18 protein-coding genes are annotated in these 17,033 nt (G+C 29.3%); 1 reads left to right on the top strand and 17 read right to left on the bottom strand.

Features of this window, described 5'->3' with window-relative positions; translation table 11 throughout:
• Nucleotides 1–720: 720 nt before the first annotated feature.
• The 8 genes from AB4Y15_RS11550 to AB4Y15_RS11515 all read right to left on the bottom strand — a co-directional run bounded on the left by AB4Y15_RS11550 (nt 721) and on the right by AB4Y15_RS11515 (nt 7,181).
• Complete coding sequence (locus AB4Y15_RS11550) at nt 721–1,686, bottom strand: DUF1848 domain-containing protein (protein ID WP_427340501.1); 966 nt, start codon at nt 1,684–1,686, stop codon at nt 721–723.
• A 34-nt stretch (nt 1,687–1,720) separates the two neighbouring features.
• Nucleotides 1,721–2,215, bottom strand: a complete 495-nt coding sequence (locus AB4Y15_RS11545) for a DNA-deoxyinosine glycosylase (RefSeq protein ID WP_427340500.1) — start codon at nt 2,213–2,215, stop codon at nt 1,721–1,723.
• 139 nt (nt 2,216–2,354) lie between these two features.
• Nucleotides 2,355–2,822, bottom strand: coding sequence for an endolytic transglycosylase MltG (locus AB4Y15_RS11540; RefSeq protein ID WP_427340499.1), 468 nt, complete (start codon nt 2,820–2,822; stop codon nt 2,355–2,357).
• Nucleotides 2,823–2,862: 40 nt separating this feature from the next.
• Nucleotides 2,863–3,963, bottom strand: coding sequence for a mechanosensitive ion channel family protein (locus tag AB4Y15_RS11535; protein WP_427340498.1), 1,101 nt, complete (start codon nt 3,961–3,963; stop codon nt 2,863–2,865).
• Nucleotides 3,964–3,995: 32 nt separating this feature from the next.
• A complete protein-coding gene (locus tag AB4Y15_RS11530; protein WP_427340503.1) occupies nt 3,996–4,919 on the bottom strand; it encodes a pseudouridine-5'-phosphate glycosidase in 924 nt (307 codons plus the stop codon).
• Nucleotides 4,920–5,005: 86 nt separating this feature from the next.
• On the bottom strand, nt 5,006–5,710 hold the full coding sequence (locus AB4Y15_RS11525; protein WP_427340497.1) for an amino acid ABC transporter ATP-binding protein: 705 nt from the start codon (nt 5,708–5,710) through the stop codon (nt 5,006–5,008).
• A gap of 11 nt (nt 5,711–5,721) precedes the next feature.
• On the bottom strand, nt 5,722–6,363 hold the full coding sequence (locus tag AB4Y15_RS11520; protein ID WP_427340496.1) for an amino acid ABC transporter permease: 642 nt from the start codon (nt 6,361–6,363) through the stop codon (nt 5,722–5,724).
• Between the two features lie 14 nt (nt 6,364–6,377).
• Entirely contained in the window at nt 6,378–7,181 is an 804-nt protein-coding gene (locus AB4Y15_RS11515; protein ID WP_427340495.1) for an amino acid ABC transporter substrate-binding protein, read from the bottom strand.
• 383 nt (nt 7,182–7,564) lie between these two features.
• On the opposite strand from AB4Y15_RS11515, the gene AB4Y15_RS11510 reads away from it, so the two are divergent.
• A complete protein-coding gene (locus AB4Y15_RS11510; RefSeq protein WP_427340494.1) occupies nt 7,565–8,809 on the top strand; it encodes an NAD(P)-dependent oxidoreductase in 1,245 nt (414 codons plus the stop codon).
• Nucleotides 8,810–8,948: 139 nt separating this feature from the next.
• On the opposite strand, the gene AB4Y15_RS11505 is transcribed toward AB4Y15_RS11510, so the two are convergent.
• The 9 genes from AB4Y15_RS11505 to AB4Y15_RS11465 form a co-directional block, all read right to left on the bottom strand.
• Nucleotides 8,949–10,055 (bottom strand): amidase domain-containing protein, encoded by a 1,107-nt coding sequence (locus tag AB4Y15_RS11505; protein WP_427340493.1) that lies wholly within the window; start codon nt 10,053–10,055, stop codon nt 8,949–8,951.
• 254 nt (nt 10,056–10,309) lie between these two features.
• Complete coding sequence (gene amrA, locus AB4Y15_RS11500; RefSeq protein WP_427340492.1) at nt 10,310–11,722, bottom strand: AmmeMemoRadiSam system protein A; 1,413 nt, start codon at nt 11,720–11,722, stop codon at nt 10,310–10,312.
• A 70-nt stretch (nt 11,723–11,792) separates the two neighbouring features.
• Complete coding sequence (gene cwlD, locus AB4Y15_RS11495; RefSeq protein WP_427340491.1) at nt 11,793–12,509, bottom strand: N-acetylmuramoyl-L-alanine amidase CwlD; 717 nt, start codon at nt 12,507–12,509, stop codon at nt 11,793–11,795.
• A 159-nt stretch (nt 12,510–12,668) separates the two neighbouring features.
• Nucleotides 12,669–13,061, bottom strand: a complete 393-nt coding sequence (gene rpsI / locus AB4Y15_RS11490) for a 30S ribosomal protein S9 (protein ID WP_427340490.1) — start codon at nt 13,059–13,061, stop codon at nt 12,669–12,671.
• A gap of 24 nt (nt 13,062–13,085) precedes the next feature.
• The gene (gene rplM / locus AB4Y15_RS11485; protein ID WP_427340489.1) at nt 13,086–13,514 is read right to left on the bottom strand and encodes a 50S ribosomal protein L13; all 429 of its coding nucleotides are present in this window, start codon (nt 13,512–13,514) and stop codon (nt 13,086–13,088) included.
• A gap of 220 nt (nt 13,515–13,734) precedes the next feature.
• On the bottom strand, nt 13,735–14,487 hold the full coding sequence (gene truA / locus AB4Y15_RS11480) for a tRNA pseudouridine(38-40) synthase TruA (RefSeq protein WP_427340488.1): 753 nt from the start codon (nt 14,485–14,487) through the stop codon (nt 13,735–13,737).
• A gap of 12 nt (nt 14,488–14,499) precedes the next feature.
• Nucleotides 14,500–15,297 (bottom strand): energy-coupling factor transporter transmembrane component T family protein, encoded by a 798-nt coding sequence (locus AB4Y15_RS11475; protein ID WP_427340487.1) that lies wholly within the window; start codon nt 15,295–15,297, stop codon nt 14,500–14,502.
• On the bottom strand, nt 15,290–16,153 hold the full coding sequence (locus AB4Y15_RS11470) for an energy-coupling factor transporter ATPase (RefSeq protein WP_427340486.1): 864 nt from the start codon (nt 16,151–16,153) through the stop codon (nt 15,290–15,292). Before AB4Y15_RS11470 ends, AB4Y15_RS11475 begins: the two co-directional genes overlap by 8 nt.
• The gene (locus AB4Y15_RS11465) at nt 16,150–16,968 is read right to left on the bottom strand and encodes an energy-coupling factor transporter ATPase (RefSeq protein ID WP_427340502.1); all 819 of its coding nucleotides are present in this window, start codon (nt 16,966–16,968) and stop codon (nt 16,150–16,152) included. Before AB4Y15_RS11465 ends, AB4Y15_RS11470 begins: the two co-directional genes overlap by 4 nt.
• Nucleotides 16,969–17,033 lie beyond the last annotated feature (65 nt).

The following is a 17,033-nucleotide window of genomic DNA, read 5'->3' as shown; positions in this document are numbered from 1 at the left end:
GTAACATTTTAAGCAAAATGTTACTTTATAAATTTTAAAAATTCCCAATACAACTAAATTTTGAATTAGTTCTCTTATTTCACCAAATATTTCTTTACAACATAAATATATTTTCCCTTATTATGTAGAAATCTATATTGAATGTTCCGAATTTTTTCATATATGTTATTAATACCTAAAATTTTATGTGGTTGATCAATAAAACTTTACAATTAATTATTAATTGCTATCTTCCTTTCACCTTATATCATATTTCTAATTCCATATCTAATAACTTGACATTTCAATGTCTAAATTTCTATTCTTAAAGTTTATTATTATATTGAGCTTGAAAATATATTACAAATAATTTATGAGCTTATTGACAAAATATTTATTTTTATAAAAACAGGATGATAGCAAATAACAAATAGCCAGTTACAATACCTAACACCTAGTTACCTAATACCAAGTATCTAATGCCTAGATAGAACAAAATCTTCGATTTAAATAAATTAAGGAAGATTTTGCCTATATCCATAAACGGAAATTATATTTGAATTTATCCACAATTTAAAGTAGTTTATAACGACTCTGGCATGTAAACATGCCAAACAAAGTTTCAATAAAATCAACATTAATTTTTTAAAATATAGGATTTTATTATAATTTCCTATGGATTATAAAAAAACAGTGAACTAACTGCTCACTGTTTTCCTTAAAATCTACTTATTCGTTACTTTACAAATACTTTTGTAATATACTTAGCTGCTCACCTTTATTATCGCCATCTGTTATTACTCCGTCATATTTTCCAATGAGAATTGGGCTACTTATATCATGTTTTGCCGTATTATTAATAATTGCTTTATCACTTATATTAGCATAACAATAAATACATCTATGGTCACACGTATTATACATTCCCAAATCGACAGCTTCAGCACATAGACATTCTTTCCGTTGATTTTTATCTTTCTTGTATGGCAGGTAAAGGTCAAATAATTTATTAATTAAATTAATATCTATACATTTACCATGTTCTATGTCTATATCAGTTAAGTCAATTTCTTCACTGCAGCTGTAAATTTCTAAGTTATTATTTAATGCTATACGCTTTATACTCTTGCAAAAATCTATTAACTTTTCTCTATTAGAATAAGTCGTAATATCTTGTATCACTATTCCTTTATTTTGCTTAAGTTTATCCATTCTCTTTTTTACTTTTCCATATAAATCAACAAAACTAATTATAATTCTATTAGTGTAATTACTAAGCTCATTAGCAAGCTTATCTAATTTTTCAAGATGATATTCTATTGGCGTAATATTACTTACAATTATTGGATCATATCTCCAGATAACTTTATCTTTGCCTATTTTATTACTTAATCTCTTAAAAGTTTCTATTCTCTCTAATATATCATCCAAATTAGGCTCAAACAATTTTGGATAATCATTAATCGTATATTGAAAATAATATCTATATCCTTTTCTATCCAGTTCATCTAAATAAGAAATAAATTTTTTCGCATCTTTAGTCCAAAAAACAATCACATCAATATTATCTGGAGATAATCTAAATTTTTTAACTTGTTTTGTATTAAAAGGATTTACTCTGTAAAAGTAACCTTCTTTTATTCTATTCATAAACCACTCAGCATAAAAAGCAGGAATATCTGTGCGTCTGCTTGCACTTAATATCATAATTTCCACCAACTTTTTAATTTAATAATATTTTTTACTCTTTTAAACATTCTTTTACTTTCATCCAATGTTTTAATTTTTCATTAAAAGAAATTGCTCTGGCTGGACTTGTTGATGGTAACCTAAATAATTGTTTTTCTTTTACTAGTTCTTTATCAACTTTTCTTTTGAAAATTTCTTCTGCTTTTGAACCATTAAAAAATATAAACTTTATATTAGGATATTTTAAGAAAAGTGACTTAAAATCATTGATCTCTGGTTTTTTAATATTAGAATCTAAACTTCCTTCTCTATAACAAGACTTAACTACATCCCATAAAGCTATTTTATGAGTTAATAAAAATTGTACTTTTTTATCATAATCTTCTTCTACTTTTTCATTAAACATCGTATATATTATTTTCCAAAACTGATTTCTTGGATGTCCATAATATTGATTTTTTTCTAATGATTTTACTCCCGGTATCGAACCTAATATCAAAACTTTACAATTTTCATCAACTATTGGTCCAAAAGAATGTATATGCATATTTTCACCTACTTATAGCAAATATTCTTATCAGCAAACATATTTATTTCTTTACTAACAACATTTCCATCTATTATTATAACTATTCTATATAAAAATTTAAGCCAAAGGCAAGTCCCTTTGGCTTTTCATGTATTTCTCATTTAACTCCTGTAAGTACATCTATTATAGTTTCATAATCCATACCCTTTTTTAATTCAAACACTCCATATTTAAAACGTCTTTCAGCTTTCTTTAGAAATACAGCTTTAGCAAATTCATTTTTATCTGCTATTAAACCTTCTTTAAACAATCTTTCTATAATACTTTCACTTGATTCTCCCTTTTTTATTTCAAATAATACTACATCTTTTTCCTCTTTAACTTTTTCTCTTTCTTCCGTTTTTTTTGACACATCTTTATTTTCCTCATTTTTAGATTGATTTTTTTCTATAATCTCTTTTATATCTACCATCCCTAATTCTCTAGCTCTTCTTTTTATTTCTTCATCAGTATAATCTATATATTTTACATTAGGTTTAGATGCCATAATTATACCTGCTGAAATAAACATAACTCCTGCTAAAAACAGTAATACTGGTATTAGTTTTTTATCTAAAATATTCATAACTACTCCTCCAATAGCTACTATATTTGAAACAATACAGTTAACCCTTTAATTGTTCTGTTTTTAAAGCATTTTCGAAATATATGCTTGTACTTGGAAAAGCTACTTCTACTCCTTCTTCCTCTAATATTTTCATTATCTTGAAATTAATATCCTGTTTAATATCTAAATATCTTGCCCAATCTGATGTATTAGTGAAGAAATACAGTAAAATATCCAAACTGCTATCATTAAACCCGTCAAATTTTACAAATATTGTACCTTTATCTACTCCTGGATGGCTTTTTAACATTTCTTCTATTCTATTTATACATTTTTCTAATTTTTCGCGCGGAGTACTATACGTAACCCCTAATTTAAAAGTAATACGTCTTATACCTCTTCTTGAATTATTAATTATTGGCTGCCCAACAAGCATTGAGTTTGGAACAGTTACTACTGCTTTATTAAACGTTCTAATTTTAGTACTTCTAAAACTGATATCTTCTACAACACCTTCTATATCTGATGTTGTTATCCAATCACCTATATCAAATGGTTTATCCATAATGATAACAATTCCACCAAATATATTTGATAAAAAGTCCTTAGCAGCCATAGCAACTGCCAAACCACCTATTCCTAAACCAGCTATGAATCCACTGACATCATAATCAAATTCTTCAGCTACTATCCCTAATGCAATCACTATTGTTATCACTCTCATTATCTTAGAAAAGAAAGGTTTTAATACTTTACTAGTTTTTAAATTGAATTTATCTCCCATTAATTCGAAAAGTATTGAATATGTACCTTCTAAATTATAAAATCCCCATGCAATAATTATTATTATAGAAGAACGGAATAATTTCGAAATAAACTGTTTAGTTGAAAGACTTAAAGGAAACAACTTAAGTGCAAAATAAGTACCTAATATAACTATAAATGTCCTTAATGGGCTGCTAAAAGCTTTAACTAAATCATCATCAATTTCTGACTTGGTTTTACTTGTAAACTTTAAAGCTATTTTCAAAAAGTATTTTGTAAAAACATTTCTCATTATTATAGTAAATAGAAATATAAATATAGCTATCCCTAATTTTTGAATTGACATACCTAAAACTACCATGCCTAATTCTTTAAAAGCCTCTACATAATTCATAAAAATCACCCCTAAAGCAGACCTTGTTATGCTTATCTCTTGTATAATTTACTTAACTCGATAGCAAGTTTTGAACCAACTACTGCATTATTATAAACTAACTGAATGTTAGATTCTAAACTTTTCCCTCCAGTAATCTGTTTTATTTTAGATAGTAAAAATGGTGTTATGTCTTTTCCTCTTATTCCTTTTTCATTTGCTTCTATAATAGCATCATCTATTGCTTTATTTATTATATCGTAATCCATCTCATATTCTCTAGGTATTGGATTGCCTATGACTAAACCGCCTTTTAACTTTAAATCCCATTTTACCTTAATAATTTTTGCCAATTCACTCACAGAATCTACTCTATAATCAACTTTAAACCCACTTTTTCTAGTATAAAAGGCTGGAAATTCATCTGTCTTATATCCTATTACAGGCACTCCATGAGTTTCTAAATATTCTAAAGTTAAACCTATATCTAATATGGATTTAGCTCCAGCACAAACTACTGCTACATTTGTCTTTGCAAGTTCCATAAGGTCAGCAGAAATATCAAATGTTTCCTGTGCTCCTCTATGAACTCCTCCTATTCCACCAGTTACAAATACTTTTATACCTGCTAATGCAGAGATTATCATAGTTGAAGCTACTGTTGTAGCTCCATCAAGCTGCTTTGCTATTATAAAAGGTATATCTCTTCTACTTACCTTCAATACATTTTTAGCTTTACCCATGTATTCAATCTCTTCTTCACTCAAACCTACTTTTAATTTCCCTTTTATTATCCCAATAGTTGCAGGAATAGCTCCATTTTCCCTTACTATTCTTTCTACCTTCTTTGCAGTTTCAACATTTTGAGGATAAGGCATACCATGAGATATTATAGTAGATTCTAATGCAACTACAGGTTTTCCTTTTTCTATTGCTTTTTCCACTTCAGGATGTATTTCTAAATATCTATTAAGCATATATTCATCTCCTTTGCTTCTCTTTAATGATATTATATCAAAAATATCTACATACAAAAAACTTCGGGTTTTCCCCGAAGTCATATTTATACCATCCTACTCAAAAATGACCTTATTCTAGGATGCTCAGGATTTTCAAAAATTTTCTTAGAATCACCTTCTTCAATAATTTCTCCTTCATCCATAAATATTACTCTATCTGAAACTTCTTTTGCAAATCTCATCTCATGTGTTACTATAAGCATAGTCATATGTTCCTTGGCAAGTTCCTTAATTACATTTAGTACTTCTCCTACAAGCTCTGGGTCTAACGCTGAAGTCGGTTCATCAAATAGCATTATTTCAGGTTCCATTGCCAATGCCCTAGCAATTGCAACTCTCTGTTTTTGTCCACCTGAAAGCTGAGACGGATAATAATCTTGTTTATCAAGCAAACCTACTTTTGAAAGCAGCTCTTTCCCTAATTTTATTGCTTTATCTTTATTGATTTTTTTTACTACAATAGGAGCTTCGATAATATTTTCAAGTGCAGTTTTATGAGGAAATAAATTAAAATTTTGGAATACCATACCTATTTTTTTATACCCATTTTTAGTAATTGGTACACCATCAATTTCTATATATCCAGAATCTATTTCCTCTAGCTGACTTATGCATCTTAGAAGAGTACTTTTTCCGGAACCCGAAGGACCTATTATTGATATTACTTCACCTTTATTTACATTAAAAGATATATTTTTTAATACTTTAAGGTCTTTAAAACTCTTGTTCACATTAACTACTTTTATCATAGTACTCTCTCCTAATCTGATATAGAATATCTATCTTCAATTTTTCTAAATATGGCTACAATTACAGAACTTATTCCCAAATAAAGTATTGCAGCTATAATAAATGGAGTTATTGTAAAATCCCTCGTAAGTACTTCTTTAGCTGCTCTTAACAAATCACCCATACCTATAGCTGCCACTAGTGCAGTATCTTTTACAAGATTTATAGCTTCATTACATGTTGGTGGTATAACTCTTCTCACAGCTTGAGGAATTATAATTCTAGTCATAGTTTGTCTATAATTCATTCCAAGCGATTTAGCTGCCTCAAACTGTCCTTTATCTATTGATTCAATCCCAGCTCTAAATATTTCAGTTAGATATGCTGAATAATTTAATACAAAAGTAAGAGCAGCTGCCGTAAAAGGCATTAACGAAATACCAATTACAGGCAGCCCATAATATACAAAGAACAGTTGCAAAAGCAAAGGAGTCCCTCTAAATATCCATGTATATATCCCTATTACTTTCGACACAATATTGTATTTTGATATTTTAAATACAGCCAATAAAATCCCCAATGGCACACACAAAGTAGCCGTTACAATATAAAGCTTAAAAGTTGTTATCGCACCTCTTAGTATAAATCCTGTAACATCAAAAATATATGTCATCTTCTATTCTCTCCCTATTTAATAACTATATCTTCACCAAACCATTTTTTAGATATTTCAGCAGCTGTTCCATCCTTTTTCATTTCATCAAGTACTCTGTCTAATTCTTCTCTAAATGAAACATCTTCCTTTCTTATTCCAACTGCATATGATTCGTCTCCAAGATTTTCTTCAAGTATTCTATATTCATCTTGCTTTTTAGCAATATAATATCTTCCAACTATTTCATCTATAACAACTGCATCAATTCTTTTTGCTTTTAAATCTAGTAATGCTTCGATATTATTTGAATACTTTCTTACATCCTTTAAAGTTTCAACTAAAGTTTTATCAGAATTTAAAGCTTGCTCACTACTGCTTCCAAGCTGAACACCAATTATTTTTCCTTTTAAATCATCTTTGCTATTTATATTTGAATCATTATTAACAATTATAATCTGTCTGTTTGCAAGATAAACCTTTGAAAAGCTAATCTGTTTTTTCCTTTCATCTGTTACAGTTAAACCATTCCAGATTAGATCAATATCTTTCTTTTTAAGACTTAATATTACTCCATCCCAATCTACAGGCTTAAATTTAACTTCTACACCCATTCTCTTTGCTGCTTCCTTCGCCATGTCTATATCAAATCCTACAATTTCACCTGACTTATCCCTAAAGCCCATTGGTGGGAAATTGTCATCAAGACCAACAACAAAATAGCCCTTTTTCTTAATTTCTTCTAATGATTGGTCTTCTGTATTCTTTTGACCACAACCTGTAAAAGATAAAGATAATAAAATAAGTACTAAAACTAATAATACGTAACTTTTCTTCATTTGTATCTCCTCCTTAAGTTTGTTTTTTTACGATACTAAAAATTATACTTTATTACTTTAAAAAAGTAAAGTATTGAAGTTGAAAAAATAATATTTTTCTCGTAAAATCCAAAAATTGAGAATAGAGCTACAAATATTTATCAAATTTGAACATGAAAACTTTAAATTCAGAAAATACATGTATTAAACTAAGTTGTTGTCATTGTTGCCAATAGTAAATAATTTTTAAAAACAACTTTAATTTTTCAATATATCTGATAAAATATTTATTATAAAATTCTGACATATAATAATACACATAAATATCTTAGTTGCTAAAGATAACTAACATATTTTGATATACTTGTTTATTTTTTAGAATAATTAGAACAAGAGGTGATTTAATGGCTAAGCATATTGTTGAAGAAGCTAAAAGATGTCTTCAATGTAAAAATCCAAAGTGTAAAGAAGGCTGTCCTGTAAATACTCCTATTAATGAGGTTATAGCCATGCTTTTAGATGGTAATATAAAAAAAGCTGGAGAAATGCTTTTCTTAAACAATCCTCTTTCTGTAGTCTGCTCTCTTGTGTGTCCTCATGAATCTCAATGTGAAGGGAATTGCATATTGGGTATAAAAGGTAATCCAGTACAAATAAGTGCAATAGAGCATTATATTTCTGAGTATTATTTAAATACTATTGACGTAAATAAAAATAATAATGTTAACAAAAAAGTTGCAGTAATAGGTTCAGGTCCTTCTGGTTTAACAGTAGCTTTTATATTGGCATTAAAAGGATATGATATAACTATTTTTGAAGCCCAAGACAAAATTGGAGGATTCTTAAGATATGGTATACCAGATTTTAGGCTTCCAAAAAACATTCTTGAAAAATTAAAAGAAAAATTAATAGGACTCGGAGTTAAAATAAGACCTAATACATTAATTGGTCCTGTTATCACAATTGATGACCTTTTTAGAGATGGATATAAAGCTGTTTTTATTGGGACAGGAGTATGGAAACCAAATACCTTAAATATAAAGGGAGAAAGTTTAGGTCATGTACATTATGCAATAGACTACCTTAAAAATCCTGAGGTTTTTAATTTAGGAAAGAAAGTCTGTGTAATTGGGGCAGGAAACACCGCTATGGATGTAGCAAGAACTGCTATAAGAAATGGTGCTAGAGATGTTTATATAATGTACAGAAAAGGACCAGAAGACATTCCAGCTAGAGATTATGAAGTAGAATATGCCAAAATAGATGGAGTAAAGTTCATGTTTTACAAAACTCCTATAGAAATATTAGATAATGGAATCAAATATGTTAGGACTAAAAAAATATTTGATAAATCAGGTCAGCCAAAAATAGTGCCTATAGAAAATACTGAAGAAATCTTTGAAGTTGATTCAGTTATAATAGCTATTAGTCAAGGTCCTAGGGCAAATATTGTATCAAATACTAAAGATATAAATATAGATAACAAAGGATTTGTTATTACAGATAAATTTGGAAGAACAACAAAAGAAGGTGTTTTTGCCTCTGGTGATGTCGTTACAGGTGCTAAAACTGTTGTAGAAGCTGTGAAACTTTCTAAAAGAGTTGCGGAAGCAATAGATGAATACGTATCAAAAAAATACACTGAATAAAAATTTTAATAGTTCTCAATTTATACAATTATTTATACTAGTACATTTATCAAATCAGTAACCAAAGAATGTCGTCACTTCATTTTAGAACTATAATAATTTAAAAAGTGACGACTTTTTCTTATAAATATATAATACTCTAATAATGAACACGAACCAACCAAAATCTTATACTTTTGTCGCTCCAACCTAAATCCCATGGTACTCTGTATCTATCTGTATTATGACAATTTACCAATGGATATCCTTTAGAATCTGCACCTGTAACAACAGAGATATGAGCTACCTTTCCTTTTTTCCCATAAGCTATAAAATCACCTGGAAGTAATTTATAAGCAGCTTTATAGACTTTTTCATAACTACCATAAGCTATTAATGAAGCTCTACCACTATAAAGCATATAATCTTTAAATGCATGTGCATTAACCCAAGCTTTGCTACCACCTTTATTATAATTCCATGTATAAGTCTTTCTGAATTTTCCTCCTTCAAACAGAATTTGAGAAGCAAAGTTTGCACAATCGCCTCCTCTAGAATTATAATTTATATATTTATTGTTATATCTATAGCCTGTTTTTTCAGAACCAGCTGCTCCACAATATTTATCTGCATATTCAACTGCTGATTTCCTTCGCTTACTTATTTTAGATAAATCTCTAGGTTTATGTGATAGTATATAAGTTTTTATCTCTTCTGTCTTAATATCATCTAATTTCAGTGAGTCTGCAAATGGATCGGTATACCATTCTCTTGTAATAAACCATTCATCTTCTTCACCCTTAACAATATCCATTGAATGATATGTCCCTATTCTAAATAAATTTATACTGCTTTCGTTCTTATAAACATATTTATATTCAGTAGATACCATTAAATTAACATAAAACCCTTGTCCCTTTTCTCTCACTTTTCTAATTATAGTTTTTGGCTTTATACTTATAAACTTTACTCCTTGCTTATCAGCCCATTTATGTAAATATTTCATTCTTCTAAGTTCATGCTCATAAGCCCATCTACCGTATTTTGTGGAAGTATCATAAAGTATCGACAGCAAACTTTCATCTTGTTTTAAAATAGCTTGACTTCTTAAGTTAAAAATTTTCTCAATTTCATGAGTAATCTCTTTATTAATAAATATTGGTATATGTCTTAAAAACAGAAACCTAACCGATATTAAAAATACAGATATTATAGCTAGTATTAATATAACTAAATATAACCTCCTTTTTGAAATGATTATAAACATAAATATAACCCCCGTTATTCCTTCATTCTATAAGATTATATGATAAAAAAATATAATATAGCACAAAAGCGGCCAAAGGCCGCTTCTAAATTATCCACTATTTTATCCACATTATCAACAGTATCCACATGCAGTGGTGTATAACTTATGTAAACTTATAAATGTTCTATTTGCTTTAGTTTGACAATGTTTAACTTTACATAATAATTATTTTTCCACAATACACAATTTATCCACATGTAATTATTAACAATCTATCCACAATGTCTTATAACTTCGAATCGTTCTAATATATATCCTTCATCAGGTCTTATGCCTGCTTTTCTTAATGCTATTAGTACCTGCTCTTCTGGACTATCCACACCTTCTAAATCTGGAAGCAAAACTCCCATTTTATATCCTTTTCTTACAATAACACCGTATTTTTTAATATCTAATTTTTCTATCGTATCTATTTCTTCTGGTTCCTTAATAATATCAACAGAATATTTTAGTCTTTCAAGTTCATCTTCTTCTACAGGATAGAAACGTGGGTCTTCGGTACCCGCTTTAATTGCATTTCTTATAATCTCTTTTGCTATATTTTCTTCAGTTGGAGCTATAGTACCTATACATCCTCTCAATTTACCGTCTTTTTTTATTGATACAAAAACTCCAGCTTTATTCATAATCATTTCTTTATTAACATTCACAGGTATATCCATTACTTTACCATTCTTTATAAAATACTCTAGACTCTCTCTTGCCAATCTTACGTATTCATCTTCATTTTCTCTTATTCTTTGCATTTTCTCTTTTTCATACTTAATAAGTTTGTCAAGTAGCATATTATTTTTAGATATTCCTTCTATCTCTGTATAGCTTACACAATAACCAACACCAAAAGGATATTCGTATGAAATTACTTCTGATACGGTTTTATATCCATCTAATAAACCACACATTATCATAATTGAACGAAGACCACATTCTCCAGCTATCTCTGCAAAAGTAAAATCTATTTTCATTAATCCCTCTCTATCTCCGCTTTCTAATAACTTTACTACCATTTCATCAAAATCTTTACCTCTTGCGTTGTAGCCACTAGGAGCATCTTTTGTTAATTTATGAGATAAATCACCACTAGCTATAAATACTATATTTTCTTCGCTTTCTTCGATAACTTGTTTTAATATCATTCCAAATTGATATAATTCAATAGATGATAACAAACCATAAGTTATATGTACTAGTTTAAAATCAGAATATTCTTTCTTTATGAAATATAATGGTACTAAAGCACCATGATCTAGTTTATAGTCGACATCATAGTCTGATGCAAATTCTTTATCAATTTTTGCACAAACAATATCTTTATAAGATGCTTTTTCTATAATATTATCCACGATTTTTTTATTGTTAATTATCTCAAAGTATATTCCCTCACTTCCAAACCTCTTAAAATCTCCTATTAGTTTATCCTCATAAAGAATTGATATTGCATCAGTAAATAAAGGTCCGTGTGGAGTAACAATAATTATAGTATCAGGCTTTTTTTTACTGATATCAGATGCTATCTGCTTCATACTGCGAATAGTCTTTGCAGCTTTACTTTCCTGCCCTTTTCCTATTTCAGGTATTATAATTGGTGGATGAGGAAGTACATATGCTCCTAATATTTTTCCCATCAGTATTCCTCCTATATTTTAAATTCGTAGATGTTATTCTCTAATAATAATACCCTCTAACTATATTATTTTATTCATTTTTCACTTCTTTAAAATATCTCATAATACCTATATATATAGCCCAAGCAATCTTTTCTTGATATTTACTATCAATTAAAAGTCTTTCTTCGTTAGGATTTGAAATAAATCCACATTCTATTAACACAGAAGGAATGTTAACTTCCCTGAGTAAATATATATTATCTCTATCCTGTGGAACTCTCCTATTATTTTTATCCAAAACATTTCTTAATTCTTCTTGCAAAATTTCTGCTAATTTCTTACTATCTTCACATCCTTTTTTATAAAACGTTTGAGCTCCATAATATTTAGATTGTGGAAAACTATTTAAATGAATACTTATAAATATATCTCCTTCACTTTCGTTTACAAATATCCTTCGATTTCTTAAATCCTCGTTCTTTTTCTGCCTATAGGTTTTCGATTTTTCTGTATATAATCCTTTATCTTCTTCTCTAGTTAAAATAGCTATTCCTCCTGTCTGTTCTATTAATCTTCTCAATCTAAGAGCTATTTCTAAGTTGATATCATCTTCTTTTTTACCTAGCTTACCAACTGCACCTGGATCAACTCCTCCATGCCCTGGATCTATAATTATTACTTTGTCATTAATAGGCAGATATAGAGATGTTGTTATGAAATTATTTGTATTTATATAATAAACAAAACTCACTAGTATTAAAAAAAATATAATTATCCATTCTTTTTTTATAATTATTAGCTTCATAGTATTCCTCCTGTTGAAATTCTCATTTAATAATATTTAAAAAGGCTTTGTCTATATTACAATACTTTTGTTTAATTAATAATATTTTTCATAATTTATTGATAAATCTGGTAATTTAAAAAGACAAAAAAAAACACTGGATGAAAGTCCAGTGTTTTCTTATCTCTTTGAGAATTGTGGAGCACGTCTTGCTTTCTTTAATCCGTATTTCTTTCTTTCCTTCATTCTTGGGTCTCTTGTTAACATTCCTGCTTTCTTAAGTATTGGTCTTAACTCAGCATCAGCCTTAAGTAAAGCTCTAGCAATACCATGTCTTATAGCTCCAGCTTGACCAGTAAATCCGCCACCATTTACTCTTACAATAACGTCATATTTTCCTAAAGTATTTGTTATAACTAATGGTTCTTTTACTATAACTTTTAATGTTTCATAATCAAAATAATCATCTATGCTTCTTTTATTTATTATAATATTACCTTCACCAGGTACTAATCTTACTCTAGCAACAGAAGTCTTTCTTCTACCAGTTCCGTAGTATTGCACCTTAGCCACTTACAGTCCTCCTCTCCTTAAGCACTATATTTCGTAAACCTCAGGTTTTTGTGCTTGATGTTTATGTTCTGAATCTCTATAAACTCTTAACTTCTTAATCATCTTTCTTCCTAATCTATTCTTTGGTAACATACCTTTAACAGCTAAGAATACTGCTTTCTCAGGATTTTCAGCCATTAGTTTCTTGTATGGAACTTCTTTTAAACCGCCAGGATATCCTGTATGGTATCTGTAGTATTTCTGCTCTAATTTTTTACCAGTTAAAACTATTTTCTCTGCATTAATTATTATTACATGGTCACCAGTATCAACGTGTGGAGTGTATATTGGTTTATGCTTTCCTCTTAAGATTTTTGCTACTTCACTAGCTAATCTACCTAGAGTCTTACCTTCCGCATCTATTATATACCATTTTCTTTCTATTTCTTGTGGCTTAGCTAAAAAGCTTTTCAACCTTTTTCCCTCCCTATTCACCAGAATTGCTTTGAGATTTATATGAAAAATCCGGGGCTAGTGGATTTCCATTATTCTCATACTCTATATATTGTAATACAACGTGCCTTGTGTGTCAAGATACTAACTAAAAACAAAACTTTCGATTTAAATAAATTAAGGAAAATTTTGTTGAAATCCATAAACGGAAATTATATTTAAATTATCCATAATTTATATGTCATATAATTTCCGATGGATTATAAAATACTCTTTCTAGATATAATCCTTGAGGCTGTGCTGTATGCCCTGCTTTGTTCCTATCTTTTGATTCTATAATTTTAGGTATATCTTCTATTTTTTTCTTTCCACATCCTACCTCAATTAAAGTCCCTACTATAATTCTTACCATATTATATAGAAAACCATTTCCTGTAACCTTAAACTCAATTAAATCTCCTTCTTCAACTATTTCTAAATTGTAAATAGTTCTGACTGTATCTTCCATACAACTCCTAGATGACATAAATGCTCTAAAATCATATGTTCCAACAAAGAATTTAGCACCTTCTTTAATCTTAGATAAGTCTAAAGCATAAGGTACATGATATGAATAATTTCTCAAAAGAGGACTCCTTATTTTACTATTGTAAACTAAATATCTATATTCTTTTCCTTTTGCAGAATATCTTGCATGAAAACTTTCATCTACTTCAATAGATTCTTTTATAGATATATCAAATGGCAATACGCTATTTAATGCAAATTTGAATTTATCTGCAGGAATTTTAGAATTAGTATGAAAATTTGCTACCTGCCCTCTTGCATGTACTCCTTTATCAGTTCTGCCAGAACCTATTAATTTTACATCTTCTTTTGTTATTTTTTTTATTGCCTTTTCAATTTCTTCTTGAATAGTTTTTAATTCAGGCTGCTTCTGCCACCCAAAATAACGAGTTCCATCATATTCAATAACTAATTTTATGTTCCTCATTGAACATACCACCTACAAATATCTATACAATACTATTATTACAAACAAAGCAATCATTATACCCAATGCTATAAAGTCTCTTGCATTTAATACTAATTGTTTCATTCGTGTTCTGTTTTCTCCACCCCTATAACATCTCGCTTCCATAGCCATAGCTAATTCATCTGCTCTTCTAAAAGCACTCACAAATAATGGAACTAATAACGGAACTAAACTCTTAGCCCTATTTAGAATGTTCCCACTTTCAAAATCTGCTCCTCTAGCCATCTGGGCCTTCATAATTTTATCTGCTTCTTCAAGTAAAGTAGGAATGAATCTTAATGCTATCGTCATCATCATTGCTAATTCGTGAGCTGGAACTCCTATCCTTTTAAATGGGTTCAATAATTTTTCTATACCATCAGTTAGTGATATTGGAGAAGTTGTTAATGTAAGTAATGATGTACCTACTATTAAAAAAATTAATCTAAGTGCCATAAATAATGCCTTATTTAAACCTTCTATTGTAACGTCTAACGGACCTATTTCAAAAATCACTTGCCCCTTAGTCATAAATAAGTTCAATATAAATGTAATTATAATAATAGGAAGTAAAGGTTTTAAACCCTTTAATATGTATTTTATTGGAATTTCAGATATTAAAATAACCATTAAGATAAAACCTAGTATAAATAAATATGGTAAAAACTTATCTATAAAAAATAATGCTATAATAAACAAAAATGTTATTATTATCTTTATCCTAGGGTCTAACTTATGAACAACTGTATTTCCAGGATAATATTGACCTATAGTAATATCTTTAATCATAATTATTTCCCCTTATAGCTCTTAGAATTTCTTCTTTAGCCTCATCTACTGTTATTACATCATCTCTAATACCCTGCCATTTCTTCTTTAGAGCTTTCATAAAGTATGTTATTTGAGGTATTCCTAATCCCAATTTCTCAAGTTCATCAGATTTACTAAAAATTTCCCTAGGCGTCCCATTCATCACTATTTTACCTTTATACATAACGATAAGCCTATTAACCAATTTAGCTATATCTTCCATACTATGCGAAACAAGTATTATTGTAATCTTATATTTTTCATGTAATTTTTTAATTTGCCCTAATATTTCATCTCTACCTCTTGGGTCTAATCCAGCTGTTGGCTCATCTAGTATTAAAATCTCTGGCTTCATAGCAAGTATTCCTGCTATAGCAACCCTTCTTTTCTGACCTCCACTTAACTCAAACGGAGACCTGTCTTTTAAGGCTTCATAATCCAGTCCAACCATTTCCATCGATTCTTTAACTCTTTTCTCTATCTCATCTTCAGATAAACCTAAATTCTTAGGACCAAAAGCTATATCCTTTGCTACTGTTTCTTCAAAAAGCTGATATTCAGCATATTGGAATACTAGTCCTACCTTCTGTCTAATCTCTTTTAAGCTTACATCTTTTGATGTTATATCCAAATCATTAATAAAGATTTTCCCAGATGTAGGTTTTAAAAGGCCATTAAGATGTTGAATTAAAGTAGATTTACCAGAACCCGTATGTCCAATTAAACCTACAAACTCTCCTTTAGCAATCTCTAAATTTATATTGTCTAAAGCTTTTGTCTCAAATGGACTTTTTGGATTATAAATATGAGTTAGATTTTTTATAACAATAGTCATAGTACACTCACCAATTCCTCAACTGTTAGTATATCTGCAGGTATATCAATACCTTCTTTTCTAAGTTTATACGCCAATTCAGTTACTTGTGGCACATCTAGTCCCATGCTTTTTAATTTTTCTACCTGACTGAATATTTCCTTAGGAGTACCCTCCATTATAATTTGTCCTTCTTCCATAATAATTATCCTGTCTGCTAAAACAGCTTCATCCATATAATGCGTTATGTGTATGATAGTCTTTTTTTCATTTCTATTAAGTTTTTTTATTGTATTCATAACTTCTTTTCTGCCAGATGGGTCAAGCATAGCTGTTGGTTCGTCTAGAATTATACACTCAGGTTTCATAGCTAGAACGCCTGCTATAGCTATTCTCTGCTTTTGTCCACCTGAAAGTAGGTGTGGTGCATACTCTTTATATTCTGACATCTCAACTGCAGCCAAAGCCTCGTCTACTCTTTTTCTTATTTCATTCGGTTCTATTCCTTGATTTTCAGGTCCAAATGCTACATCTTCTTCTACTATAGTTGCAACAATTTGGTTATCTGGATTTTGAAATACCATTCCAGCAGTCTGCCTAATGTCCCAAATTCTCTCCATATCAGTCGTATCAATCCCATTTACATAAACCTTGCCCTTAGACGGTAGTAAAAGTGCATTCATTAGTTTAGCAAGAGTAGACTTGCCTGAACCATTATGCCCTAAAATTACAAGGAATTCCCCTTTATATATTTCCAAATTAATGTTCTTTACCGCTGCTATACGTTCTTCTTCACTATTAGTGTACTCATATGTTACATTATCCATTTTAACCATTATTTCTCTCATATCTATCCCCACTCATACGAAAACTTAAGAAAATAGGGACTAAGTTAAGCTGA

Origin of the sequence: Caloranaerobacter longqiensis, from assembly GCF_050286925.1 — a bacterium.
GTDB lineage: Bacteria > Bacillota > Clostridia > Tissierellales > Thermohalobacteraceae > Caloranaerobacter.
Note: the sequence above shows the minus strand (reverse complement) of the source record. Positions and strands in the feature narration are given on the sequence as shown.

Bases quoted from the DNA above. Each gene is read 5' to 3' on its own strand.
- AB4Y15_RS11535 (WP_427340498.1), bottom strand. From the start codon at position 3,963: ATGAATTATGTAGAGGCTTTTAAAGAATTAGGCATGGTAGTTTTAGGT.
- amrA (WP_427340492.1), bottom strand. From the start codon at position 11,722: ATGGGAAAAATATTAGGAGCATATGTACTTCCTCATCCACCAATTATA.
- AB4Y15_RS11545 (WP_427340500.1), bottom strand. From the start codon at position 2,215: ATGCATATACATTCTTTTGGACCAATAGTTGATGAAAATTGTAAAGTT.
- AB4Y15_RS11520 (WP_427340496.1), bottom strand. From the start codon at position 6,363: ATGACATATATTTTTGATGTTACAGGATTTATACTAAGAGGTGCGATA.
- AB4Y15_RS11475 (WP_427340487.1), bottom strand. From the start codon at position 15,297: ATGATTAAAGATATTACTATAGGTCAATATTATCCTGGAAATACAGTT.
- AB4Y15_RS11525 (WP_427340497.1), bottom strand. From the start codon at position 5,710: ATGATAAAAGTAGTTAATGTGAACAAGAGTTTTAAAGACCTTAAAGTA.
- AB4Y15_RS11505 (WP_427340493.1), bottom strand. From the start codon at position 10,055: ATGTTTATAATCATTTCAAAAAGGAGGTTATATTTAGTTATATTAATA.
- truA (WP_427340488.1), bottom strand. From the start codon at position 14,487: ATGAGGAACATAAAATTAGTTATTGAATATGATGGAACTCGTTATTTT.
- AB4Y15_RS11550 (WP_427340501.1), bottom strand. From the start codon at position 1,686: ATGATATTAAGTGCAAGCAGACGCACAGATATTCCTGCTTTTTATGCT.
- AB4Y15_RS11470 (WP_427340486.1), bottom strand. From the start codon at position 16,153: ATGACTATTGTTATAAAAAATCTAACTCATATTTATAATCCAAAAAGT.
- AB4Y15_RS11530 (WP_427340503.1), bottom strand. From the start codon at position 4,919: ATGCTTAATAGATATTTAGAAATACATCCTGAAGTGGAAAAAGCAATA.
- cwlD (WP_427340491.1), bottom strand. From the start codon at position 12,509: ATGAAGCTAATAATTATAAAAAAAGAATGGATAATTATATTTTTTTTA.
- AB4Y15_RS11510 (WP_427340494.1), top strand. From the start codon at position 7,565: ATGGCTAAGCATATTGTTGAAGAAGCTAAAAGATGTCTTCAATGTAAA.
- AB4Y15_RS11540 (WP_427340499.1), bottom strand. From the start codon at position 2,822: ATGAATATTTTAGATAAAAAACTAATACCAGTATTACTGTTTTTAGCA.
- AB4Y15_RS11465 (WP_427340502.1), bottom strand. From the start codon at position 16,968: ATGGTTAAAATGGATAATGTAACATATGAGTACACTAATAGTGAAGAA.
- AB4Y15_RS11515 (WP_427340495.1), bottom strand. From the start codon at position 7,181: ATGAAGAAAAGTTACGTATTATTAGTTTTAGTACTTATTTTATTATCT.